At 47.2% G+C, this 25,196-nt stretch carries 20 protein-coding genes; 6 read left to right on the forward strand and 14 right to left on the reverse strand.

Annotated elements, in window-relative coordinates:
* Nucleotide 1: 1 nt before the first annotated feature.
* The 6 genes from IE181_RS01555 to IE181_RS01580 form a co-directional block, all read right to left on the reverse strand.
* The gene (locus tag IE181_RS01555) at nt 2-1,345 is read right to left on the reverse strand and encodes an McrC family protein (protein WP_191249802.1); all 1,344 of its coding nucleotides are present in this window, start codon (nt 1,343-1,345) and stop codon (nt 2-4) included.
* A complete protein-coding gene (locus tag IE181_RS01560; protein ID WP_191249803.1) occupies nt 1,287-4,571 on the reverse strand; it encodes a DUF8426 domain-containing protein in 3,285 nt (1,094 codons plus the stop codon). The genes IE181_RS01555 and IE181_RS01560 overlap by 59 nt, the downstream gene beginning before the upstream one ends.
* A 90-nt stretch (nt 4,572-4,661) precedes the next feature.
* Nucleotides 4,662-6,056 (reverse strand): hypothetical protein, encoded by a 1,395-nt coding sequence (locus IE181_RS01565; RefSeq protein ID WP_191249804.1) that lies wholly within the window; start codon nt 6,054-6,056, stop codon nt 4,662-4,664.
* 14 nt (nt 6,057-6,070) lie between these two features.
* Nucleotides 6,071-9,169, reverse strand: a complete 3,099-nt coding sequence (locus IE181_RS01570; RefSeq protein ID WP_191249805.1) for a helicase-related protein — start codon at nt 9,167-9,169, stop codon at nt 6,071-6,073.
* A 49-nt stretch (nt 9,170-9,218) separates the two neighbouring features.
* Nucleotides 9,219-9,716, reverse strand: a complete 498-nt coding sequence (locus tag IE181_RS01575) for a hypothetical protein (RefSeq protein ID WP_191249806.1) — start codon at nt 9,714-9,716, stop codon at nt 9,219-9,221.
* Entirely contained in the window at nt 9,703-13,074 is a 3,372-nt protein-coding gene (locus IE181_RS01580; RefSeq protein WP_191249807.1) for a TM0106 family RecB-like putative nuclease, read from the reverse strand. Before IE181_RS01580 ends, IE181_RS01575 begins: the two co-directional genes overlap by 14 nt.
* Nucleotides 13,075-13,248: 174 nt before the next feature.
* Between IE181_RS01580 and IE181_RS01585 the strand changes: the two genes are divergently transcribed.
* Entirely contained in the window at nt 13,249-13,539 is a 291-nt protein-coding gene (locus IE181_RS01585; protein ID WP_191249808.1) for a hypothetical protein, read from the forward strand.
* Nucleotides 13,540-14,200: 661 nt separating this feature from the next.
* On the opposite strand, the gene IE181_RS01590 is transcribed toward IE181_RS01585, so the two are convergent.
* Entirely contained in the window at nt 14,201-15,184 is a 984-nt protein-coding gene (locus tag IE181_RS01590; RefSeq protein ID WP_191249809.1) for a helix-turn-helix transcriptional regulator, read from the reverse strand.
* A gap of 139 nt (nt 15,185-15,323) precedes the next feature.
* Between IE181_RS01590 and IE181_RS01595 the strand changes: the two genes are divergently transcribed.
* The 3 genes from IE181_RS01595 to IE181_RS01605 are packed head-to-tail and all read left to right on the forward strand — an operon-like array spanning nt 15,324 to nt 16,380.
* Complete coding sequence (locus IE181_RS01595) at nt 15,324-15,719, forward strand: HNH endonuclease (protein ID WP_229819067.1); 396 nt, start codon at nt 15,324-15,326, stop codon at nt 15,717-15,719.
* Complete coding sequence (locus IE181_RS01600; RefSeq protein ID WP_191249810.1) at nt 15,712-16,017, forward strand: hypothetical protein; 306 nt, start codon at nt 15,712-15,714, stop codon at nt 16,015-16,017. Before IE181_RS01595 ends, IE181_RS01600 begins: the two co-directional genes overlap by 8 nt.
* A 54-nt stretch (nt 16,018-16,071) precedes the next feature.
* Nucleotides 16,072-16,380, forward strand: coding sequence for a hypothetical protein (locus IE181_RS01605; RefSeq protein WP_191249811.1), 309 nt, complete (start codon nt 16,072-16,074; stop codon nt 16,378-16,380).
* A gap of 741 nt (nt 16,381-17,121) precedes the next feature.
* On the opposite strand, the gene IE181_RS01610 is transcribed toward IE181_RS01605, so the two are convergent.
* The 4 genes from IE181_RS01610 to IE181_RS01625 all read right to left on the reverse strand — a co-directional run bounded on the left by IE181_RS01610 (nt 17,122) and on the right by IE181_RS01625 (nt 20,082).
* The gene (locus tag IE181_RS01610; RefSeq protein ID WP_191249812.1) at nt 17,122-17,310 is read right to left on the reverse strand and encodes a hypothetical protein; all 189 of its coding nucleotides are present in this window, start codon (nt 17,308-17,310) and stop codon (nt 17,122-17,124) included.
* A gap of 394 nt (nt 17,311-17,704) precedes the next feature.
* Complete coding sequence (locus tag IE181_RS14720) at nt 17,705-17,887, reverse strand: helix-turn-helix domain-containing protein (protein WP_191249813.1); 183 nt, start codon at nt 17,885-17,887, stop codon at nt 17,705-17,707.
* 90 nt (nt 17,888-17,977) lie between these two features.
* On the reverse strand, nt 17,978-18,841 hold the full coding sequence (locus IE181_RS01620) for a hypothetical protein (RefSeq protein ID WP_191249814.1): 864 nt from the start codon (nt 18,839-18,841) through the stop codon (nt 17,978-17,980).
* Nucleotides 18,841-20,082, reverse strand: a complete 1,242-nt coding sequence (locus IE181_RS01625; protein WP_191249815.1) for a tyrosine-type recombinase/integrase — start codon at nt 20,080-20,082, stop codon at nt 18,841-18,843. The genes IE181_RS01620 and IE181_RS01625 overlap by 1 nt, the downstream gene beginning before the upstream one ends.
* 534 nt (nt 20,083-20,616) lie before the next feature.
* On the opposite strand from IE181_RS01625, the gene IE181_RS01630 reads away from it, so the two are divergent.
* Nucleotides 20,617-21,804, forward strand: a complete 1,188-nt coding sequence (locus tag IE181_RS01630; protein ID WP_191249816.1) for a DUF885 family protein — start codon at nt 20,617-20,619, stop codon at nt 21,802-21,804.
* 62 nt (nt 21,805-21,866) lie between these two features.
* Here the strand turns inward: IE181_RS01630 and IE181_RS01635 are convergent, their stop codons facing one another.
* The 3 genes from IE181_RS01635 to gabT form a co-directional block, all read right to left on the reverse strand.
* Nucleotides 21,867-22,310, reverse strand: a complete 444-nt coding sequence (locus IE181_RS01635; protein ID WP_191249817.1) for a hypothetical protein — start codon at nt 22,308-22,310, stop codon at nt 21,867-21,869.
* A 33-nt stretch (nt 22,311-22,343) separates the two neighbouring features.
* Nucleotides 22,344-22,640 (reverse strand): hypothetical protein, encoded by a 297-nt coding sequence (locus IE181_RS01640; RefSeq protein WP_191249818.1) that lies wholly within the window; start codon nt 22,638-22,640, stop codon nt 22,344-22,346.
* 166 nt (nt 22,641-22,806) lie between these two features.
* Entirely contained in the window at nt 22,807-24,090 is a 1,284-nt protein-coding gene (gene gabT, locus IE181_RS01645; RefSeq protein ID WP_191249819.1) for a 4-aminobutyrate--2-oxoglutarate transaminase, read from the reverse strand.
* Between the two features lie 185 nt (nt 24,091-24,275).
* Here gabT and IE181_RS01650 point away from each other — a divergent pair, with 185 nt between their 5' ends.
* On the forward strand, nt 24,276-25,196 hold the full coding sequence (locus IE181_RS01650) for a LysR family transcriptional regulator (protein WP_191249820.1): 921 nt from the start codon (nt 24,276-24,278) through the stop codon (nt 25,194-25,196).

Below are 25,196 nucleotides of genomic sequence, written 5' to 3' on the forward strand. Positions count from 1 at the left end.
CCTAGTTTAGATTCTGTGGGAATTCAAAGAGTTCACTTGCAACTAGTCGATTTTTTTCAATATCAAAGGGAACTACGTTCATATCTAAGTCACCATCATATTTGAAAATTGATAATGGAGTTAAAAACTTCTCATAGGATGGGTAGATTAAGTAAAGTTTCCCTGCCCCTGCCAGATACTTTTTGCCATAGGCATACATCTGATACATATCGGCTTGGCTGATACCATAATTCTTACCCCGGTCATTCTCATCGATTAGCTTCCATTTGGTATCCAGAATTATTCTTCTGCCCTCTGGTCCAATCAGCATAAGATCAGGATTCAGGTTAAACATTCTTGATCCGAAATGGTCTTCAATCAGATATTCGCTTTTGGCTTGTACCTTGAGGGACCAGCCCGTCGGTAATTGTTTACGCAAACGATTTGCAACATAGTCCTCAAACAAATATTCCATTGGAAAAAGCATAGCTATACCCGTGTGGTTGCCTCTTTGAGTTGTCGGATTTTGTTTATAGAGGATGAGTTCCGTCCAGGTCCGGATGGCTTTATAACTTTCCATCAAACGGTCGGTTGACCATGCCTTAAAATCCTCTTTCATATTCTTACTTAGTGGAATTTCATGTGTTTGGTGATATAGCTCATTCGCAAGGCGCCAATTGTTTGGTGTCTTTGTGTTTTTGATTACCCACTCAAGGGCGGACTTGATTAGGCGGTTAGCAGATCTGTTCACCGTGAAAATGTCATGGCTGATCTGAAAGAAGTGGGCACGGGAAACCGGTTGTCTGGTCTGTTGGGCAATTCGCAATTGACCACGCAAATATTTGCTTTCCTCCTCTATGCGCACATAAGTATGCCTTAACCCCTTGCGGATAAGAAGGTTCAGCTCTTCAAGAAACCTAGCCATAATAAACTCTGATACGGGTTTCTTAAAGAGTTGCAGATCAGCCTGTTCATAGCTGCGTTCTTTGTTTCCCAGATACGTATAAACCATGTCACAGAGTGATCTGCGAATTTGGGCGATTTCGTCATCTGTGTCAGGGATTTTTTCAGAAGTTTTGGGCAGGATTTCGATTTCTGTGCCGCAAGGACTTTGCAGATATCCCACATAACTGCCAAGCTTTAAAGCATGCTTCCCATCAATTTGTAATATTGGCTGACCGTTTTTGAAAAACTTGGCTTGTTCCTCAAGTAGCCAGTCAAAGGCTGACCTCCTGATCGTGTGCCGGTCCAATGATGAGTATCCCTCGCTCAACGTGAGGCTGGCGTATTCCCTGACTGTGATGACTTTAGTCGCCATTTTCGCCGTCACGATAGTCAGTGTATATCTGGACGAAAGACTGCTCATGACCAAAGGCTTCTTTGTTCACTTTCCAGCGCTTGTCTTGACTTTCATCTAGGCCATCCAAGTTGCCGAATAGCTGAGCGATAGATTTACCGGATTTATCGACCTTTCTGATAAAGCGATAAGTGTCATCGCTCTTCCTATGATCATTCAAAACCCAACTGATGTGTTCCCAGTCCTCGAAGAAATATTCCTGCAACAAAGGGATTACTTTGTTGGCAAAGATTGCAGAAACCGCACCGAGGCCATCGCCGTCATTCACATTGATAAAATAACTATGGCCAATCATGTAATCACGACCCAAGAGCACCTCAATGCGCTCGTTCATAGCTGTGAGCATCTTATTCAGGTCTATTCCCGCGATGGCCCGCAGCAAATCTGGCCGAGGCATCATTTCCTCGAAATGGAAGCGCCTGCGCAGCGCAATATCGATCCCAGCAAGGGAACGGTCCGCCGTATTCATTGTGCCAAGGAGATAGAGATTCTCAGGCACACTGAAGGGCTTCTTGGAATATGGCAGAACAACCGATTGCTCATTTTCCGTGCCCGCCCGCTTATCATCTTCAATCAAGGTGATGAGCTCACCAAAAATGCGGGAAATGTTGCCACGGTTTATCTCATCAATGATTAAGACATAATTCTTGTCTCTGTTATCACCCCCAGAAGTGCCCTGATTCAGAAAGGCCGAAAGTTTCTCCTTTGAGAGGGCTCTCGCGGTTGGCTGATAAAGAGTCATTTGCGAGAAGGCTGTGTGCATAATACGGTCATAAGGCAATGACTTTTCGCTCACGAAGAGCCATTCCACAGACCGGCTCTGCAAATATGCGCCTCGACCCGCCTCATCCAGAAACCTGTAATCACCATTTACCCTGCCTATAGCCCGGAATTTGAGATTGCCGTCGCTGACGATAATCAAATCACCCTGTTTGATGCGGTTCTTGAAAGTATTGACTGAACTAACAGGATATGAAGATTTGGTGACCTCCATCTCTGCATCTTTAAATCTTTCATGGACTGACCCCCGGTCATCGCAACCGGCAAAATCGATGTCATCCCCATAGCCAAGCAGAACATATCCATTATCAATACACTCGTTATAGATTTCCGCATCATCCCCCTGGGTATTACCAAGCGACATCTTCCATACGTCACCAGAAATCACATCAACAGGTTCACCAACAGATATGGAGATGGCACTGGCCTCCTCACAGATTTCCTTAAAGACGCCCGCTTCAGGAGGATAGGTCAATTGACCATCCTCACCTTCAACAGGCTTGATACCCTCAACAAAATCCTCATAGGAAAAACTCTGATGGAACGTAACAAATCGAATTTGCCCTGCAGCCACATATTCATCGTAGGTCTTCTTATAGGCGGCCCGGTCACCTGAGAAATCAGGGTCGATCAGGTTCACCGCCTTATTGATAGTATTGTAGGTCTTCCCCGTACCCGGAGGTCCATAAAGAATAGTATTCAAGGCAGGCATGAACCGCTCCTTTGCTGCGCTCACTGCAGCTACAGTTTCAACTTGTTCCACATCGGCATCGTCATAGCTAAAGACAACCCACAAAAAGCTCTGGGCATCGAGGAGGTCCTGTGGCTCCCAGCCCCAATCCTCAAGAATTTCCATAGTTTTACGATAGAGTTTGTTCAGCAACTTAAGCTGGGCCTCGTCGATATGCCCGACTGTGCCAGACTTCTTCAAAATACTGGCAAACGCCTTTTCAAGAGCGGTCGTTTTGAGGAATGAATATTTGTCTGGGTAGGCCAGCATCAACAAGAATAGAGGAATATCCCTCGTCAGGGCCGGTCTTTGAACATTTTCACTGGAACCCTCCAACAACGCTGCAAGACCAGTATTGAAGCTTTCAATCCTTGCGATGTCTGGCTCAGCCCCCAAAATCAATGCTCGCCACAAGTCCACGAAGCCTTCCTTGCGGCCCAACTCCCGGATAGCCCCCAAGAAACTCATCGTGCGCCAATCCCAGAGGTTTTGAACAACACCCGTTTCAGGCAGTGACTTGCTAGAAAGCTCTACCAACCCATCAAATACAGTTTCCTTTAAAGCAGTGTCGCTGCCAGATGACTTCAGGCCAGCGTGCAGCATGTCCTGATAGCGAGTGACCAGTTCGACCTTGTATAGCCGTTCATTGCAGTAGGCTGTCTGATTTTCTATTGCTTCCGAAAACGTCGTAAAGCCCTGCATGTGGTGAAGGAATTTTGCCTTGAGATACTCAAGGTCGAAGAGATTTCTCTTCACAAAATTCATACGAAAAAGGTTTTCATCTTCATCTTCGACCGAAATATGAACCTCGTCGCCCGGTTCAAGGTCGTGATCACGAAACAATCGCGTAAACCTGTTTCGTATTCGCCCATGATCGGAAAGGCACCAACACTCGAGGCTCTCACCATCGGGCAGTTCCATCATAAAGGTCGACGACGGCTCGTCACTGCTCGCACAAAAGAAATCAGGATCAAAAAAGCTCTGGTCTTTTCGGAGCGAGATATAACCGTTCTTGATAGCCCCTTTGGTCAACTTGATAACCAGTGAATTAGCCTTTTCCTTGGTTGGCCTGATGCCTAACTCATCCGAATACAAAGCCTTCATAAATCCATATGTAGTCAGCTCAGGTACTTCGGCGTGATATGCATTGTAGATTTCTGTCAGCTTTGCTGAACGTTGCAATGCCGTGGCGGGAACAGCATCATCAGGCGCCAGTATCTTAATGAAGTGGCTCAAATGCCGTGTTGAATTGATTGGCACCACCCATTCAGGATGATAGATTGATAGCAACCGGATTTTTCTGGAATCCCCAATTGAACAGACCGGTTCCACACCCGCGAAATCAAAGATCTTTGCATCTTCGATTTCTCCATATTGCTCGATAGAGTGCAATTGAGCGACAGCTTGATGGACATGAAGCGTGTACTGAAGGGCCTCCTCCGGATCGGGGTATGCGGCCTTGATCAGCCTGTTGACATACAAGTCGCCGGAGTTTTCCTTGTAGATCAGATGTCCCCGGGAAGTGCCGGGAGTATAAAGCCCGAAGGCTCCCTGAAGCCCCCTCTCGATGTACCAGCAAAACGTTTGTTTTTCCGCCGAATTGTCGCCAATGCAATAATCATCCAGAGAGATATGCCCGATCGCAGTGGCCGGAAATTTTTCCAGAAATGCCTTGTATGCCTCAGGGTCGCCACTTGACGCCTGGTATAAGGCATCTTTAGCCACCAGACTTCTGACTTTCTCCAAAACGCCTACTTGTATCTGTATCAAAACGGACCGCTCCCAAATTCCTTCAATGCGCCTGAAACCCTATTCTCAAGTATAAACCCAACCACTACTGCCGCATTTCGGGCAAAATCCAGCGCCATGGCACTTGGGGCACAATTGCGGCGAAGATGCAGCGCCTGTTTCATGAAAATCAGACACTTCATTCTGCTTCTTGATTTCTCCCAAATCGAAGGCATCGTATGATAATCCATATGCTACCGATAGCCGGTCAAAATGATCAGGAAGTAAACCTTCTGCAATAAAGTTTTCGGGTCGCGGCAGAGACTTGATCTGGAATGGACAATTGCTGAATTGTGTACCATCCGCAATTAGCTCAGCATAAAAATCGCACTTTCCACCACCACCGCAAAGGAATACTGGCAAACCGACTTTCCATTTTTCTGAAGTGGGATATCGAGTCTGCTTTGTGTACATCAAAAGCGACCTGATCACTGTAGCCACATCTTTGGCAAAGGCATTATCACGCAGTTTTAGCTCACCTTTTGTAATATTAGTTAGTTCGCACATTCGGGCGAACGTTGGTACCGCGTGAAACGGGTCAAGCTCCAGAGTATCTGTAGTCTGCACCCCCACCAGCCGCCGCCTCTGCAAATAGCGCGTACCCAGCTTTTCAATCCGTCTATCAAAAATGGGGAACTTGTCTTCAAGGTTGTCGTTTTTAGTTACGTTGAAGGAGGTCACATCCAATGTACCTGCACCTACATCAATTAGCAGGTGCAAGTCTGGCTGTCGCTGGGGAGATCTGACATATCCTGTGATCTGTGCAACAAACTCGGGAAAGACGCAGATAGCATCGTAAGAGAACGATGTTTCAGCGGATTTAGGTACTAAAGTAGCCAATTTTCCCCGGCTAATCACTTCCACCAAACCAAGGCTCCAAGCTTTAACAATCAGGTTGCGATATAATTCAGAAAGCTGCTCGTCATGAAATCCATCTGTTGGCAATCCAACATTAATAAACCAATTGATTTTTTTTCCTGCGAATATCTCTTTCAGATCGTTAAAAACGAAACTTCGCACGCCCTGGAAAGCCAAAGCGAGAAACAGGATCGTATCTTCCTGCGTATTCGCTCCGTGGCTACCGTCTAATAACCTGAGCTTCATATCTGAAATTGGTCGCCCACCATTGTCGCTTAATGAACAAGTGCCGTCGGGCGCCTCATAGAATCGGCCCGGAAGAAGAAAAGGATTTCGTTGGCCGTCAAGATGCCATTTGACGGCATAATGCTGACTTCCGTTGCTTATTACTACTTTTGTGAAGGCCGTGCCGAAGTCCAGACCTATAATGATCTGCTGCTGCTTCGCATCCCGAGGCAGCCCTGGAAACTGTTCGCGGCATCCTGCAACCGGCACTGAAGATGCAAAGCTTCGATCTTTCGTTCCTCTTTGCTTGAGCCTGTTAAGACGATCCTTTAAATCCATTTACGTCCCCTCCGTTAGATAACCCGAATTACTCCAACGCAAACCTCACTTTGTGAACTTGATAGCTCTGACTTTTGCTTCAGTCGCTCCTCCTGAATGACAAATTTTTCCTTGATACTCGCAATGCGCCCCTTGGTCGCCGGGACCATCTTCATATTGCCGCTGTCCAAAAAACGCTGCAATACGGCCTGTCTGGAATTCAGCTGACGTTCCATATGTCGTCGGGCGGACTGAATCTGCAGACTAATCCGGTCCAGATTTTCACTTCGCCTTTGATTTCGCTCGAACAAAAAGTCGTTTTCAAGCGCGCCCCCACAGAATTCCAGACCCTCAACCACTTCCTCGATCTCAATAGCTCTCGCCACCCCCGGCCAGTCTCTTCCCACTACTCGAGCCTGATTGACCAATGCCCAGGACTCATCGCGGTCCAGAATTTTCCTGTTTTCGACCGACCAGACGCGGACCGGCAGTTCCTCATCGTGCTTGATGCCGGAAAACTCCCACTTGTTGACATAAAAAACATACGTTCCTGGCAAAGCTTCCTCTGACCCAGTAACTTCTGCGGCGATCAAAGGGTAAAAAGCCTCATCTCTGTTCCGTAGCTCGTCACTGATAAACCGAACTAACGGATGAAATTGACTTATATTTTCGTGGCGAGATCTGACATCACGAACCTTGTTTGCAAAAAGACAGCTCACCCGCTCCCCTGTTGCCAGTCTGGTCTGCCCTTGCAATCGCCGCTCTTTTATGAAAACTTCCATACGACTGGCGGCATCAGCAGGCAACTTCACGTCAAATTTAAGTTCATTGGTACTTGCTTGCCGGAACTCATGCCCAACGCAGTATTTCTCCAGATAATCTTTCACATATGATACGAGATCCTGATCTGTGATCCGCTTCTTGAATTGATGCGCTGCTTTAACCTCATCGAGAATATATCCGCCATGAGCAATCAGGTGCGATGCCTGACTTTCAAGCTCGTCTTCGTCCCGCCTGATTTGCTCAAGGGCCAAAGCTGTTTGCTCAATTCGCGCATATTCCTGCTCTGGCGTCAGGGGCCTGGTTAAGAGATCTGCAGTCAGATTTTTGATTTCTTCGCCCAATATGGCTTCCATGCCACCTAACGCATTTTCAAAAACGTGTAAGCGCTCATAGAGCCTGTCGTGAATTCTATGATCAATGGTATTGCCATAAAAAAGATTGAAAATACTGATCTTGTCTGCCTGCTGACCCAGTCGATCAATACGGCCAATACGCTGCTCAACCTTCATGGGGTTCCATGGCAAATCATAGTTCACCACTACTCTGCAAAACTGTAGATCAACACCCTCAGAAGCCACTTCGGAAGAAAGCAAAACTCGGATGCCAGGGTCACTTTTGAATTTTTCAATGATCTCCTGCTTGGTTTCACTCATGCCACCAACCAGAACCTGGGCCTTTATCCCATCTTCAGCCAATCGCTCTGATAAATAGGACAAAGTTCTTCTGAAAAAGCTGAACACAACAATTTTTTCAGCTGGATTTTCCGTCAGAAAATCGAATGTCGCGTCCTTGAATTTCTTGTATTTACTATCATTGGCTCTCAAGGTGGGAAGATCAATGTGGGGCAATACATCTCTCTCGAGCACTTCAATTAGTGGAGACAGATCGGGTTCACGCTCGAGCTCCTGACCAGAGTCTTCATAAATTTGCTCTGAAAATGAACTGACACGATCTTTCCACGCCCTCGCCGCAGCATACATACAACTCGAAACCTGCCGCTGTGGCCCCGACAGCAAGAAACCATCACTGATCTCTCTCTCCCAGGCGTAGTTCCTGATTGCTTCTGTAACAGCCTGATAGAACTTGTATTCTGGACCATCAGTCTCAATATCAACAAACACTTTTACTGGTTCTCGAACAACGCGCCACTCTGTTACCTGGGACTTTCTTGTTCGAGTAACGGCATTACGCAGGAGGTTTATGCGTTCAATCTTGTTTGCAAGGCGAATGCGTTTTCGTTTATCATCCAGTTGACCCTCGACCCCCTCCGAGATCAGTGCCCTCAACTGATGGCTTTCACTCAGAAGCTCATGCTCAGAGGCATCGAGTAGTTCTTGCATAATTTCCTCAGCTGAAGAGCTGGTATTCAGGCAAAGCTCTCTAGCTCGCTGCAACGGAGCATTAGCAGCAAGAACCTGGGGAAACACCTCCTTTACACCGAAGGTATCGGGATCGACCAAATTCAAAAGGTGGAACAGGTCATCACTCTTTAGATTAATTGGTGTTGCGGATAGAAGAACTACATGCTCAGCGACATTTCGTAGCAACTGACCCAGCTTGGCAGTCTGACTTTCCGGGTTTCTCATATAGTGGGCTTCGTCAAAGATAACCAAATCGAAAAGAGGCTCTTCATCAGCATGAGCGTCTAGAAACCGCGCCAAGTCTCTCTTGGGGCCAGATTTTCCCTCTTCACCTTCTCGCCATTTTCTGGTTGGCCGCAACCCTTGCAGGCTACAAACAAGACCTTTCCCATCTTGAATCTTGTGACGGGGCTCCTTCAAGTGCTTCAGGAGGCCTTTGGCATCCGTAATTTCCGCATTAACGCCAAAGCGATGGCTTAGCTCCGCCTCCCATTTCTCCCTGAGCATTGCAGGGCAAACTACCAGCAATCGACGAGCGTCCAGGCGAGCGCGCAGTTCAGTCCAAATCAACCCAGCCTCGATGGTTTTACCCAAGCCCACTTCATCGGCTATCAGCAAGCCATTGGAAGGGGAATCCAGAAATGAAAGCACTGGCTTGTATTGGTACGCGTAAAAATCGGTGTTGGTAGCGTCCATGCTGTAAACAAGATTTGCCAAACGACCGCTCAGGTGAATATGCGTCAAGCTTCTTCTGAGGTCACGAACACGGCCAAAGCGGCCTTGCTCGAGCAAATCTACCCAGTCACTATTATCATCTTTTATCAGTTCAAGTTCATAATCAGGCTGAAAACTTGGGCCTTCAGGAAATATTACCTGGTATTTAAGGGTTCCCGCTTGCTCCCTGATCCTGCCAGACAGTACGCCAACGCGTCCGGGATCGTTTATCAGACGAACCTGGGAACCAGCAGAAAATTCAACTTGATCCGGCATGATATGTTACCTTGGCTTTCAAATATTTGTTGATCTTGTCCCTACAACCTCAAACGCCGTAGGTTGACAGAAATTCAAGAAAATCAGCTTGTTCATCGTTTGAAACAGGCCTCCCCTCATTGACACTGTCATCGTTAAATTCCCGAAATTCACTTCTGACTGTTACAGCGAAGGCGTTTCCGGAAGCCTTCAGATCTCCATATGTTCCAATCCACGTTATCTGGGAGTAGGCTTTTAAAGCGCCGTTTAATTGCTCGATGCTTTCCAACAGTGTACGCTGACAACTATCAAGCTCGCTCACAATCCTGTTTACTGATAAAGCAACTTCATTTTCGTCTGAACTGGAAGGTCCGGGAGGGGCATATGGCAGGGTCTCTGAGATAAATTTCAGGAGCTCCGGCTGAGTTGCAAACCAAACAAAACTTCCAAACCCGCCACCGAGCGCCCCTGGTGCATCACCATAAGAGTACATACCCCATGCTTCAATACCTTCAGACAGATGTACAGCTTCAAGCCAATTAGTCTCCGCCTGTTCATGGCTGTCCATTATCTATTACTCCACAGTAAAAGTTGATCAATTCCATTTGTTCGGGACTAGTAACTGGCGTATTAGCAAGCGCCGGATTACCAACGACTATTGCCAGTGCCTGTGCCCTTGAGAGCGCTACATTCAAGCGGTTCTTACTAAAGAGAAACTCAATGCCACGTGGACTTTCTGCTGCATTAGATGCGCACATACTGATAATGACGATCGGCGCTTCCTGTCCCTGAAACTTATCAACGCTACCTACACGTGCGCCGGGGCCAAGGACGGCCTTCAATTTGTTGACCTGGAAATTGTAGGGCGCAACGAAGAGAATATCATCCCAGCCAATTCGGCGTTTGTTTCCTTCTTCATCATGCCAGTATTCACAGTCAAAAAGTTCAACGGCAATCTTTAAAATTTTTTCGACTTCTTCATCGCTCGCCTGACTATTGCCTTCATGCTCGACCGGAACAAATATGACACCGGATTTTTTCGTGATGATGGGGCCGGTTACCTCAACCTGATGTTTATAAGTGCCTTCATCTGATTTCAGCCGGGATTCGTAAACTTGTGCCGAGATCAAGCCACAAACATCAGGATGCATCCGGTAAGTATTTGGCAGAAAAACCCCAAGGTCAGGTGGGATGGTCGCATGACCTTCCAAGAGATATTCCAGAATTGACATTCCGCTTTCACCTGGATGGCTGCCTTGAATTGGCTGCCCGAGCTGCATCTGGTCGCCCATGATGATGATATTACTTGTCGACTGGCTCATGCCGATCATATTTGCGACTGATACCTGCCCGGCTTCATCAATAAACAGAAAGTCATACTGTCCTGCTACTTCTCCGTTACAAAAAGTCCACGCTGTACCGCCAGTACATTGGCCCAAGTCAGCATTCTTGACTCCGCGTTCATATCTGACGTTTGAGAGAGTGAATATAGGATCATCAATACTGCCGCCAACCTTGACGAAATCGCACTCAATATTGTTGCCCAAACAGTACTGGGCTGCACCCTGCATGAGATTGATAATGGCTTTGTGGGAGTTGGAACTAATTCCAACCCGCTTCCCGCGCTTAACCAGCTCGCCGATAATATGCTTTGCCGTATAGGTCTTGCCTGCGCCAGGAGGGCCTTGGATACAGAGGTAACTATTTTCCAGATTGGCTGCGGCTTCAATTGTATCTTCAAGCAATGACTTTTCACCCTTAAGGATAGTTCCTTTCAGATTACCTTTAATTCGTGGGCGACGCCTTTCCAGAAAATCAGTGATAGCGGATAGCGGGAAGTTGTCTTCCACCACCTCATCAACCACATATTTAATGGCGTCTGGGATTGGCTGCGGGTTCACATATTCATCAGGAACGAGATTGAGATGTCTGGGAATTGGTTCCCTTCTTTTCAGGTCTATAGTGCCCTGATCGGGACTATAGTCATGAGCCGTAACCTTCATATCCTCTTCACCAATGACGTAAAAGCCCTTGGCTTGGCCCCGATACGGCTGGTTGGGGTCAAACCGGTATCGCCAAATGGATAAAGCATCTTTGCGCGTAGAGGTCTTTTTCTCTGGTTCAGCTGTTCGCTTAAGACCGACAAGGCAGTCCATATCGTCATAGAGTTCCAGCTCTGTCTGCCCCATTCGGTCAAATAGCCGCCACCAGGTTGGTTTGTTTTCCCGGCGGTGAAACTCCAACGACCAGGCCAGTGTCTCCATGATTTTTGATTTGGACAAATCGCTGGCTGCAAGGTCCTGTGATTGACCGAGCAGCTTGTCGCGCAGCAGCGTGATCTTCGTAACTTCTTCCGAGATTTCTGCTTCGCCACCCCCCGCACTAAGGAGAAAAGGTATGTCATTTTCTGTCTGTACCTGTCTTAGCCAAGCCGTCAGTTCTTGGGTGCTATCACAGTCGTCAATATTATAATCCCGGATGGAATTCAGGATTTTGGAAGTTTGCCAAGTGTCCCCGTCCGGGTTTTCTCGCCACTCTTCATAGACGATTATGCTGTCGGCCCCATTGGCAACCTCGGTATCTCGCTTGCCGCGATACAGTAACTCGACACTTTTAATGGAATAGTTGGGAGTGCCGATAAGAAGCCCCTGCCGAACCACATTAAATAGGTCTACGAAGACTTTGTTTCTGAGCAGGTTATCAACCTTATCTTCACAGACACCGTACCGCCCCATCAGTTTGCGAATGGCCGCAATCTCATAGTTTGCATAATGGTAAATATGCATGTCTGGGTCTTTGAGCCAGCGGTCATACACCCAGTCAATGAAGGCTATAAAGCTGGCCTTCTCCTCTTCAGCATTATGCGCCCAAAAGTCGATAAATGTGCGGCTTCCGCCTTCATCAAAATATGTATTCCCCCACAAGTATTCGAGCCCGCCATCAACGGCAGGGTAGCCTTCAATATCAAAGAAAACATCCAACGGACTGTGAGGGGGCAGCATTGAGAGGCCACGGACTTCACCGGGATCATGAGGCAATACTTGAAAGACAGGGATATCCTTGTCTCGTGACTGAATTTGCAGCTGTGCTTGCTGCTTCGCTCTCGCAAATACAAGGTCGGACATATTTGATATAGAGGTTAGCTCAGTCCCTGCCAGAGTTTGCATGGTCAAGATACCAGCCTTATTGAGGTTTTTAATCTGGTTCCTGGTTAGGTTGGCGACCTGCGACAAGTGATCCTGTTCTTTCAGCTTGTTATGTGCCAGTTCCGACCACCGACCAAAACTTTGATTGGCGGCAGGGTCAGGAAACTGGCCATCAAAATTATCATGAAATTCGAGGAAGCTTTTCTTCAGCGATCTATAATACCCAAAGTAATTCTCAACAGGAAAACGCCTCTTACTTTTGTCTCCGAGGACGACAGCAATTTCTTTCGGACGAATTCCTTGAATAGTTTCCAGCATCTCTACATAGCAGCACAATTGCATGATGAAATAGGGCTTTACAGATCGGGCCAGCTTACTATCCCAGACTTCATAATGATAATCGCCCAGTTTGCTATCACCCGGCACTTTGACGAGATAATCAGCATACCCCGCAAAATCACCTGATTTCAAATAACCCTGAATGATGATTTCCTGTCCTCGCATCATTGCGGTCATTGTCGCGGCTTGCATTACATCCTTGGGGGCTTTTTTGATCTCAAGTACATCATAACCGGCGTCACTCAGCCCTTGGTCCACTTCATTTTCGTGGGCTGCGCCTTTTTTTTGCAGACTGGTGAGCAAGGCATCTTCTGCATCAATCAAGTCGGCTAGGTTAGGATCTTGAAGGCGAAGCCGTTCCATGCCCGACGCAAATGGAGAATCCATATAGGTTGTCAGATCTGACGGAGAAAACAGTAGATGACCATCAATTAGTTGCATAGACCCCTCGTCAAAATAGCTTTCACTATTCTTTTTGGACAAGCAAACTTATTTTGCATTTGAGAATAACTTATAAAATGGAGGGTGGACAAATTCGGTCATGTCTTAGGTGCTGTTCCATGACCAAATTTGGCACACATAAACCCTATTACTTATTTTAGAGGAGTAATAGTGATGACAAATAAACCACAATCAAAGCTTGAAATAAGCCCAGTCGGTTTTTGGCCAATGCTTTGGTGGCATTTTCTTGATCAGAAGGTACCGCATAAATTTTTATCTACTATTGTGATTGCTACAATAGGTAACTTATTTGAGTGGGACGCCTTCTTCATTATATTCCTAGTCTCCTTTGTCTGGTTTAGTTGGGGGCCGGCTCCAGAACCGAAGGAAAAGAATATCAAAATTTCTATGGACGCCCGTATATTGCTATCAAGTATCGCTGATGAAAATCTGAAAGAAATATAAATGTGTAATGCATGGAACCATCCAGAAGAATGTAAATGTGGCTGGGGTGGCGATGGTCACACTGGGTATCGGGTTAATGCATTACCTGACCCAGTATACTTTTTTAATCAATCACTTGCCAGTTTTGTAAACCCAAATGCATCCTGTCCAGTCTGTAAGGCCCCCGTATTTTATTACGAAAATTCTCATGGTGGAAAAGTATTTTTTGACGAGTTAGGTCCACCCTGGCCTAAGCATTATTGCACTGAGGACAACACACCTAGTAGATCGACACGCAATAAAAAAACAGCATGGTCACCTTTTCTGCATCCGACGGTTGGCGGAAAAGTTATTCGTAAAGGTTTTGCCTCTATTGAGGGTAGCTATAAGGGTAAATGGTATAAGCTGTACTATAAGACGACCAAACATGGTTTACTGGGGCCCCTTAAAAGTGGATGTGCCTACATGTGTATTCCAAAACTTGGCTCTTTTAGGATTTCATTTATTGATGGAGACTCCGGCGAAATTATACAAATCAGTGCTTTGAATCAGATACGATAATCGTATCAAAGATCAAAATTATAATTATGCACCCCCAGTTTGCCAGGCGCTTTTGATTCACAAGCTTTACTGCTCTTTCAGTTTAACGTTTGACAACAATCCATTATCAGCATGTTTAAATTTATGGCAGTGTATCCCATTGATTCATCTGATTTTTCATCATTTCAACAAGCTCAACAGGCTTTATCACCTCAACATTCTCACCCCAAATGACTAAGTGCCAAGCCATTTCCTGCAAACCACCAGCCCTAAATTTAACCGTCAGGCTACCATTCTGGTTGCGCGCAATAGTCTGTGATGGATGAAAGACATAGTCTGCTGCAGTGTCCGCCGCTTCTTTGGTAAACAGCCACTCAGCGTCAAAAGGGCCATCTGCAAACACACCAAAAGATTGGTCGGAATATTCCTGTAAGTTAAAATCATTCAATCGTGTAAAAGGTTCATTCAGGAGCGTAACAGACAAAATATCACCCAGGCGAAATTTCCTGACATAGTCCTCGCCTCCTTCAGGTTTAAAGGCAATAAGGTAATGCCTGTGACCATACAGGAAGCCATAGGGGTCAAGCTTATAGTCTGCTTCTTCACCTTCTCGTTTTCGGTAACGAATAAGAATGCGTGTTCCGGCCATAATGGCCTGCCGGATCGTCTTTACCGTCTGAGCGGGAATCGCTCGTTTGGGGCCAGGAATAGCAATCAATCCTTCTGCCTGCATCAGGACTTCCAAGTCAGGCTCGATGCGTCTACGAACGTCTGACCTAAGAGCAACTCTTAGTTTCTGCTCGAGGGAGTTCAATTTCTCCGCCTCTACCTGACGGCCAGAGGTGGTCAACTGAACTGCGGCTATCTCAAGAGCAGCTACTTCCTCGGCCTCAATATTCAAGAAGCCATTCAAGGATCCAGCAGGCAGGCGCCATCTATATTCCCGGTCCTCGCCTTCCAATTGTTCCAGCTGGGGAAAGACGGTTTCCAGTCCGCGTACAATTCTTTGTGCAGTACGGTGTGAGACATCCAGTTTATCTTTGATGTCATTCAGGCTGAGCCCCATATGACGGGCCTGCATCTCAAGCGCCAGGTCAAGTACCTGCATCAGTTTTTCAAAGCGCATAAATCCCCCAAGGCTTACACTTGTACAATCTCCATACGATATTTTTCGCTCCATGACCAGTTTTGTCATGCCTTGCTTCGATGCTGCAATCTGGCAAAGACGGGAGAAGTGCAATGCAGATTGGCAAGGGGTAGGGAAAATGTATGTTTCCAATCACGCCACATTTCTTTTGGCATTAGTCGCGCAGAGTGATGTTGCAGGCAAAAAAGTAGCTTTGGCACAACAAATAGCCCGAAGTTCAAAGAAAATACGCCGCAAACGTCCGAAAGGTATGGCTTCCAACAGGAAGAAGATGATCAGGGTAAGGCTGATCTTTGAACAGGGAGGCCTGTGCTACTACTGTGGCATCCGGATTATCATTGGTGACAATCACCCAAGAGCCGCCACACTTGATCATATTGTGCCGCTAGGGCTTGGCGGCACCAATAAACTCTCTAACCTTGTCATGGCCTGCCGATCCTGCAATGGCGCCAAAGGATGTAAGTCAGAGAAGAGGTTTAAATCAGAAATGGACCAGGATCGTGCGGGTGGTTAATGTGCTGATGTGGGCGATATTGATCCTGGTTGGCATTGCCAGCGTTCGGGCAGACGAATTGGCCCGCTGGTCGTATAGCGCCTATTCAGCGGATATCATCTTCAGGGTCGTAGATGAAACGAGCGCCCCGAAGTGGTATATCGGAGAATGTGCAGGGGATATCGCGCCGCTTTCGGGCCGAATTAAACTCTATGAAACCACACGGCGTGGACTAGGGATTACAAAAGTCCAACTAACCTCCCTCAAACATCAGGCCGATAGAATATTCTGTGTCAAAGATCATGACAGCGTAAAATAGTCTTCCCTAACTTCTGTGGGTTGGTTGAGAGGCTTTTGTTAAGGAGCAAACACGGTGAAAGTAAAATCATCTTTTAAAGGCTGCCCTCTAAAATATAAGTGCAATGAAAAATGGGAAGACCTTCAGCGAACGCCAGTTCCGGAAGTTCGACATTGCAGAGTTTGTGAAAAACCTGTGCACTGGATCAGTAGTGATATGGAACTTTTTGACGCCTGCCAAGAAGGGAAATGCGTTGCATTTTATGATTTCTCTACGGATGAATCCTCATTACCAGTCATGGGCACTACATTCGTCAGTGCTGAGGAATATGAAAAGTTGATAGAAGAAATGACGAACCCGCGCGGCACAATTGCACACCGATAACACATGACAGCGAGTGACAATTCGAGATGCAAGGTGCACCTTTGGGAGATGTTAACTAAAGTTAACCTCAAACGAATTTCGAGAGCTCATAATAATAGGAAACTGCGCTGGCTCATCGAGCAGTCCGGCAGGGACCATTTCCCCATGGAGGCTCGACTTAGCCAGCCCGATGAAGGTGATCTTACTTTGAAGTTTTGTCAACAACCTTCAAAGCGTCACTAAATATTGGAATGCTATTAATAGCTGCCTCTATGTCGCTGCTTTTAGCAAAACTTAACATAGACGCAATTTTTGCCCTGGAGGATATTGAAGCCCGGTCGCAAATTTCTTATAGAATAAGAGCCGCACCGAGAGGGAGTAGCTTGTCCGTCCCTCTGGAAACCCATATGCCGGTCTGTCCTGCGTATATGGCGATGCGGCGGGCCTATCCTGACTTCTCCCGGAATTGGACCGGGACTTACTCAGGTTAGTGCCCGACTAAAAGAGGACCCTCCCGACCTATTCTGGAATTGGACCAGGTCTTACTCGGGATGATTTCCCTATGGCAGTGTTGAAACAGGTTTTGACATCGTCATTGATTCATCGCTCGCGCTAGGCGTTCCTAAAGATTAATTCTGAGGTAAACGTCCTTGCCGGGCGATTTTTTTACACACTTGATCAGACTTAACCTGATCAGAAATTAGTATTGAAAAAAAATGGCTGTGAATATGGCCATCGCAAGCATGGCCAAGTTTTCCTGTCCTAATCGAGATTGCAGCCCAAAACTCGTTCCCAGTATCTTTTCTTCAGCGTTTCCTGGTACTGTATGTCCTCTTTGATTGACTTCATCATCCAATCGAATTCTTCCATACTCAGTTTTGGTCCCTCTGCAAGAATACGCTCTTGATGTTGGACTCTGGCTAATCTTTGTGCCTTGGATTCTTCAGACATGTTATTTCCTAATGACCATGATAACTGATCCTAGTAACCACTGTTGAACTTCTATATCACCTTAGATGAAGTACCAGTAGCCTTTAATAGCTTATACTCTTTGGTGAGGTTTAGAGTAGAGGGCAAGAGCGAACAGTCCCGACTAAAAGTCAGGCTGTCCCTTCCCTCTACGATCTTGACATACTCTTCGGAGCCGGTCCGTCGTTTGCGGGCCCCTATGTCTCGGCATTGAGCATAGAGATGGTATCTAGTTGCGACGATAATATGCCTCACCGGGGATCGCGCTTTTACCTTTGAGCCACGCATGGACTTTGACCCCATCCCACAGTAGTCCAGTGACAATGTGCGCTGCCGTCTTTCAAACCCGACCACACATTGCTAACCACTTGAAGCTTTATGCAGCCTCGCGGTGAGTATTTATGAAGTTACTGATTTCTGAAGATTCAACAAATCGGCGTGAGCCAAATTTGATACTTTTTAACTCACCACTCGTGATGAGACGATGAATAGTAGCGCGGCTGAGGCGTAAGCGCTGGCATGTTTCAGAAATTGTATAAAGGTCTGACTGTGTGTTCATAGCATTCTCCTATGTTCTAGGTGTCGCTATGATAGGCACATTAGATATTCTAATATCAAACAGGTAAAAAGGGGAAAGTACAGAGTAATTTTACCCTTCTGATTTTGAAGGAACATTTCTCAAAAAATTTCTCGTCAAAGTATCTGGACTTTGAGCTTTTCCAAATTTTTTAGTCAGTGATTTATGGAGCTTCTCAACCTGCTCATTTGGCCGCATATCCTTTGATATCTCACCATTCAAAGCCAAAATTGCTATTTCTTTGTAAACATCTTGGGCCGGTATAATTGGCTTTCTGCCCTGCAGTTTAAGCTGTTGTGGGGTACTTGTCTCGTCAAGTTTCATATGAATATTTTTTAGATCAACCACAATGGAGCTAAAGCATCTTGCTATGATGGGGGTAGGAAATAAAGTCAGCAATTCTGAAGTTAACAATTGAATGTTTTTGAGTATGCAATTTTCGCGTAATGACTTAGCGTCTATAACCGGAAGGTCAAAAGCTTCAAGCATTTTATCTAATGGACAGAATAAATTGCTTCCAACAATACTTTGATTAACAAGAAGACCTGACAAGGAAATGTGTGACCATAGAGCAGCGGGTATTTCTCTGGAGTGAATAGTAGCTTTATCCGGTCTGTCCATTTTACTGGAATGATGTGAAATCACGATTTCTGCACTTGCACTTAAAGTTCCCTGGATGAGGGCATTTTTTATTTCTGCAAGAGCCTTCTCCGCAGCATCTTTTTTTATTTTATCTGGGTCTTCATCATGGACACGAAGTCCTTTGTCTCCAATCATAACTCTTGATTCCCACAACGTATGCAGATCTTGAGGCACCCCCAAGAGCAGTTCGAGTTCCCTTGTGGTCGGAGGCACTCCAAAAGCTACCCAAAACACTGCCTGCCTCAGATCACAATACTTTGTGGGTTCAAGCTGTATTTCATTGTCGTTCATCATCACTGTACCTTCATAAGACCAATACCAATAACCATAGATTCATCAACATTGGCCTTAGAACAATACCCAGCCCAAGCCTTCATCACTGGTCGACGTTTCTCTAGAAGGTTGGAACGATGGTAGGCTGCCTCAACCTTGTCTTCCAACTGATGCGCCAAGCACTTCTCAATGACATTGCGCGGATAATTAGTTTGCTCCCCCGCCCAGTCCCTGAAACTTGAACGGAAGCCATGAACTGTTGCCTTTGGTATCTTCCTGTCTCGCAACTGTTTTGTAAGAGTCATATCGGAAAGGGGTTTACCGTCTCGCATACCAGGAAACACATAACTGTTGCCTGCGAGCTTGGGCAGTGCCTGCAAAATATCCATAGCCTCCTGGCTCAAGGGCACAACATGCTCTCTACCCGCTTTCATTCTCTCTGCAGGAATAGTCCATGTCTTGGCGTCCAAATCTATCTCGTCCCAGGTGGCCAATCTCACCTCTGCGCTTCTGGCCGCTGTTAGAATGAGGAAATTGAGGGCTTTGGCTCCCATCGACTCACTTTCCCGCAGATCCCAAACCAGGGCAGACACTTCCTGATAAGGCATTGCAGTCATATGCTTGACCTTTCGAAGAGCGGATGGCGCAGGAAGCAGCTCACTAAGATGGCCTGTCCAGCGCGCTGGGTTATCACCCTGCCTAAACCCCTGCACAGTCGCCCAGTCCAAAATGCGCTCCACACGTCCTCTGACCCGTGTTGCTGTCTCAGTCTTGGACCGCCAGATCGGATCAAGAACCCGCATAATGAGAGCGGTATCAATCTGGTCAACAGGCGTTTTACCTATAACAGGTGTCGCATAACGCTCAAGTGACCCTTCCCACTGCGTAAGTGACTTCGTTCCTTTCCATGCGCTGGCATGTGACTTCAGAAACGCATTCCTACACTCATCAAAAGATTTACAAGTGTCCTGTTGTGCCCGTAGGGCCTCTTTGCGGGCCTTTCTTGCCTCAATAGGATCAATACCCTCACTCAGCATGGTTCGGCATTCACTCGCCTTTTGCCGAGCCTGTGCAAGACTTACATCTTTTACTGGCCCAAGTCCCATTTCACGCGACCGGCCATTCAACATGAAACGGAACTGCCAGGACTTGCTACCGCCTTTGCTAACCTGCAGCCTTAACCCAGCGCCGTCAACATAGGACCCCGGCTCCGAAATTGCTGAAATAGCTCTTGCAGAGAGCTTATTGATACCTCGAGCCATGTTTCATCCTGAATCTCTACCCCCAAATTGACCCCCAAATGATTCTGCGTATATAGTATATTTCAGGAAACATGGTGAAACAAGGTGATTGTATCATCTTGTTATTATTACAGTATTTTTTACATTCTGAAACAATCTGAAAATCAGGTTATAAGGACTTCCGCTCCTCCATAGTCTTATCTTCTATTTACCGCATCTCAAAACAGCTACTTATGGTGCTTCCATTATCATGGTTGCCTTTGCTGCACCGTCATGTCTGCAGGCAATCTTGATGGAGATTTACACAGGCGCCTGTTCCTTCATCTATGAACCGTGTGAAAGATATGAAAAGGTGACGGATGCGAAATTTCCTATTGTCCACGACGGTTATTGCTGCTGATATTCCTGCGCTACTGGCAGGGGGTAATATGAAGGCTGGTTCAGCCGCGAAAATTGATCCCAAATGTCCGTGATAAGCCCTGGAGCAACTGTATGATCAGATTTCTCGTAACCTGCATTCTGTCTTTTACACTCCTCTTACACACTGTGGGGATAATGGCTGAAGACGAGGGGTCACCCACGGCAACTCTCACGGAACTGCGTGCAGAATTTGATGCGCTTGTGGATATCCCCGTTCAGATGGACTTTGCAAATTTTTGGCAAGATCTGTCCCGCGAGCACGCTGGCGACAAAATCGCCCTTACTCAGCTTCGACAAAAACTGGATGACACCGAGGAAACCGGAAATACCTGCCACGATACCGCCCTTAGGGAAATGAAGGTTCTGAGCCAGATAGCTTCGGAACGGTTTGAACTATTACAGACCCTGCAGAAGGGTAAATCCCCTTATAAAGGCACATTCACCCAATTGCCAAACGGGACAGCATGGTACAAACACTGGCTGAAAAGCTGGCTAACATCGGATGTATCGCCTGAAACCCTGAAAGCTATCGCGCTGAATGACATTGCGCAGGCGCGTGCCAAACGCAAAATACTGGATGCAAGTAGCCTTCCAGAGAATAGCCGCACTTTTGCGGCATCAGACCATGCTGGTATCGTCGCGGCGTTCCGCACGCGCGAGCGAACAGTCCTTAAGCATTTACCCAACGTCATTGCCTCCGAGTTCCAGGCACCGCCTGTTAAGATCGTGCCGTCGACATTTCCAAAATCATTTCCGGCACCGGGTGTCTACAACATGATGACAAACGAATTCATCTACCACCTTGCCGGGGATACCCTGCCCGACAGATATATGGACTGGCTATTTCTGCATGAAGCGATCCCGGGGCACCATTATCAGTTTCATTTCAGAACCAGTAACAGGGCTTGTGACCTGCCGCCTGCGTCCCAATCTACTGTTCTGGGCGAAGGGTGGGGAGCCTACACAGAAACTCTTGGCAGTACACTCGGTCTCTACACCGATAAATCAAGTGCAGCCTATGCCCTTGACTGGCAGGAAATGCGGGCCGTACGTGTCCTGATTGACATTGGCATCCACTATGAAGGATGGTCAGATGATCAGGCACGAGACGTCTGGATGACCTATATCCCCAACCAGACAGACATAATGGAACGGGAGATCAACCGCATCCATAATTGGCCCGTGCAGGTCATCACCTACGTTTTTGGAAAGGCAGTAGTACAAACCTTTACTGAAAAAAAGCTATCTTTGAACCCCGACCGCCCCCTTGCTGAGATACACGCAGAATTTCTGGCGCATCCATCGGCGGCACTATTTTACTAGAATATGATCAGAGCAATTTGCCGCCACCCAAGACCACTGCAAATCATAGTTTGATAGCCAGGCTAGGATAAACTTGGCAATATAAATACCCGGCGGGCATAATCCGTTGTCAGCACGTCAGGCGGATAGTACCGCCCGAGAATGCCGGAGTCTTTTTCAAACAAGTCTGGATTATCTGATTTGAAAGCAGCGAAACTGTCATAGCCCCCAGCACGTTCCATCCTTTCATTAATCAACACCATGAAGAACCAGCTAATGGTTTCATGATATTTATCCGTCAGTCCGTGTTTGACCGTAAGCGCCTTCAGCCCAGTCGTATAGGCCTCCACTGCCCGCGCAAGCGGCATCGCCTCTAAATACACATAGGCAAGGCGCACGTGCTGTTCATGGCTAAAACTTTCCAGCGCCAGCGTCATATCTTCAAAGGCCTCCATAAAATCTGCGCCCATTAATATTGCTGCATCCTGGAAGGATGTCAGCGTGCTTTCTTCCTGTAGATTTGACACACTATTTTCCTTTCTTCCGGCTTGCCAAGAGGCTCAAACCTGATCAATCTCGGTCAGACGATGACTGTCTGCGGCCTGCAGTTCACAGTCATAGACATCTTTCAGCTTCTCGATAACCTCCCGCAGTTCCGCCCGAACAAACGGTGATTTCCCTTCAAACGCATGAAGCACAATGCCTTCCAAAAGGTCACCCAGCGACAGGTCCGCATATTCCGCAAACCCTTTCAAGACTTTGACCAAGGACTTTTCCATACGAACACCGGTTTGGATTCGCTCCACTTTCTTAAGCGGTGCGGCTTTTGCGCCCGCTTTATCGTTACTACCCGTCATGCCATTCTCCATTTTGTTATTTTTATATATTGGTACATTGGTAACATGTAAAGATGGTATGCGCAGTTTTGCCCGCTTACAGTGTATCTCTTCCGAATAGCGCATAAAAAAAGGCCAGAAACTTGCGTTTCTGACCCTTTGTTCGCTCTAAATTTCTATGCCGGTTTTAAGCTGCCGCTGCTTCCTGCAGGGCTGCTTCCAGGATATCCAGCGCCTCATCCAGCTGATCGGTCGGCACTGTCAGCGGCGCCAGAAGGCGTACGGTATTGGCAAAATATCCACACGACAGAATGATCAAACCACGTTTCAGGGCTGCTGCCACCACCTTTGGCACAATATCGGGATCAGGGGTGTGACCGCCCCGCTCTTTAACCAGCTCGAAGGCAACCATCATACCCACGCCGCGCACATCACCGATTGGCACGACATCATCACGGTCTTTGATTTTATTCAGGCGGTCCAGCATGTAAGCACCCAACTGTGCGCTGCGTTCGACCAGTTTTTCTTCCTCGATCACCTCGAGCGTGGCGAGACTGGCCGCACAGGCAACAGGATTGCCGCCATATGTACCACCCAGCCCGCCGGGATTTACTTTCTCTAAAATAGACCGTTTGCCAACAACACCACTGATCGGGTAACCGCTGCCCATTGCCTTGGCGATTGTCATTAAATCAGGTTCAATGTCTGCATAGTCGGTCGCAAACATACGGCCCGTGCGCGCAAAGCCTGATTGCACTTCGTCACACACCATCAGGATGCCGTGTGCATCGCAAATGGCCCGCAGTTCCTGCATAAACTCTTTTGGTGCCTGATAGAAACCACCTTCACCCTGCACAGGTTCAATCACAATGGCTGCAACATCACATGGCTCGATATCTGTTTTGAAAATGGTATGAAGTCCCGCCACCGCGTCAGCAACGGTAATCCCATGGTGCGGAATAGGAAAAGGTGCGTGATAAACGGCTGCGGCGCCAAGCCCCGCCCCCGCACGGTAGGGTGCAATCTTGCCTGTCATGGTGCTGGTCAAAGCAGACCTGCCGTGAAAGGCACCGCGGAACGTAATTACACCGGGGCGTCCGGTTGCAGTCCGTGCAATTTTAACAGCATTTTCAACTGCTTCTGCCCCTGTTGAGAAAAATACAGACTGCGCATCCCTGATCGGCACAATCGCATTGATCTTCTCTGCCAGCTCAATATAGGGCTCATACATAGAAACCTGAAACGCCGTATGACTGAAATTATCAATTTGCGCCTTGGCCGCTGCCTGAACCTTTGGGTGTGCGTGGCCGGTGTTATTCACGGCAATACCCTGCGCGAAATCAAGATACCGTTTACCGTCAGCATCCCAGACTTCCGCATTCTTTGCTTTTTCAATAAACAGTGGCGTTGCATTCGCCACGCCGCCTGCCACCGCAGCTTTACGCCGTTCTAATAATGAAGAATTACTCATAATTTTATTCCCTGTTACATAGGAGGAGCCAAGCCCCACAATTCGCCCACCATTTGCAGCCACTAGAGCAAAGCATGTAATGTGAATAAATGATCACTTTTTACCAATTACTTGCATTTTTATACATATAAATGCATGCTATATCCTTTCTTGGATCAGGAACAGAAACACCAAGCAGAACACCTATGAACAGGTTGCCAAAATCATTTTCCGGTCAGATCAATACTGTCGATATCAGGCTCCTCAGAATATTTTCTACAATTGTAGAAAATGGGGGACTGACACAGGCTGCCGCGCATTTGGGCGTAGACAGCAGCACTATCAGTCGACAGCTTACCGACCTTGAAACCCGTCTTGGGCTGCGGCTGTGTGAACGCAGCCGCGCCGGCTTCTGGCTGACCGATGAAGGCACACTAGTGTTTCGTTATGTACAAGATCTGATGACAGCGCTGCAGACCTTCCGCCAGCAAATTCACGATGTTCATGATGCGCTGGAAGGCGAGTTAGTCGTCGTCGTGGCAGAAACCACACTGATGGACCGTGATTTGAAACTGGCTGACGCTATCACAGCCTTTCGCCATGTGGCACCAAACGTAACTGTTCGCATTGAAACTGCATCTATGGATCAGATTTTCCCCATGCTGGAAGACAGACGGGCACAAATTGCCATCATGCCCGTGCATGACAGGCGGTCAGACCTATACTACCAACCTCTGTATCAGGAAACCATACGACTTTGTTATCATGACAGGCATCCCCTTCGAACCACCACATCGCCGATCACGCCGGATATGCTATCCGCCTACGATACAGTAACGGTACAGTTTGAAACTAAAATGGGACGCATCCTGTCTGATCTCGGCCTGAAACGCGGCCCAATGGTCAACAGTTACGAAGGGCTGGTTGCCATGGTCAAAACCGGTCTTTACCTAGGATATATCGCCGAAGATTATCTTTCGGCCTGTAACGCGGACAATCAGCTCCATGTCATTCCTATCGACGGCATGCATTATCAGGTGGATATTATGGGGGTCACCCTTGACGGCGCACAGAAAAAAGCAATCACCAGTCGGTTCCTCTCCCTTATGCAGGAACAATCCAGGTAG

The sequence above is a fragment of the Kordiimonas sediminis genome, assembly GCF_014656395.1.
In the GTDB taxonomy this organism is placed as follows: Bacteria; Pseudomonadota; Alphaproteobacteria; order Sphingomonadales; family Kordiimonadaceae; genus Kordiimonas_A; species Kordiimonas_A sediminis.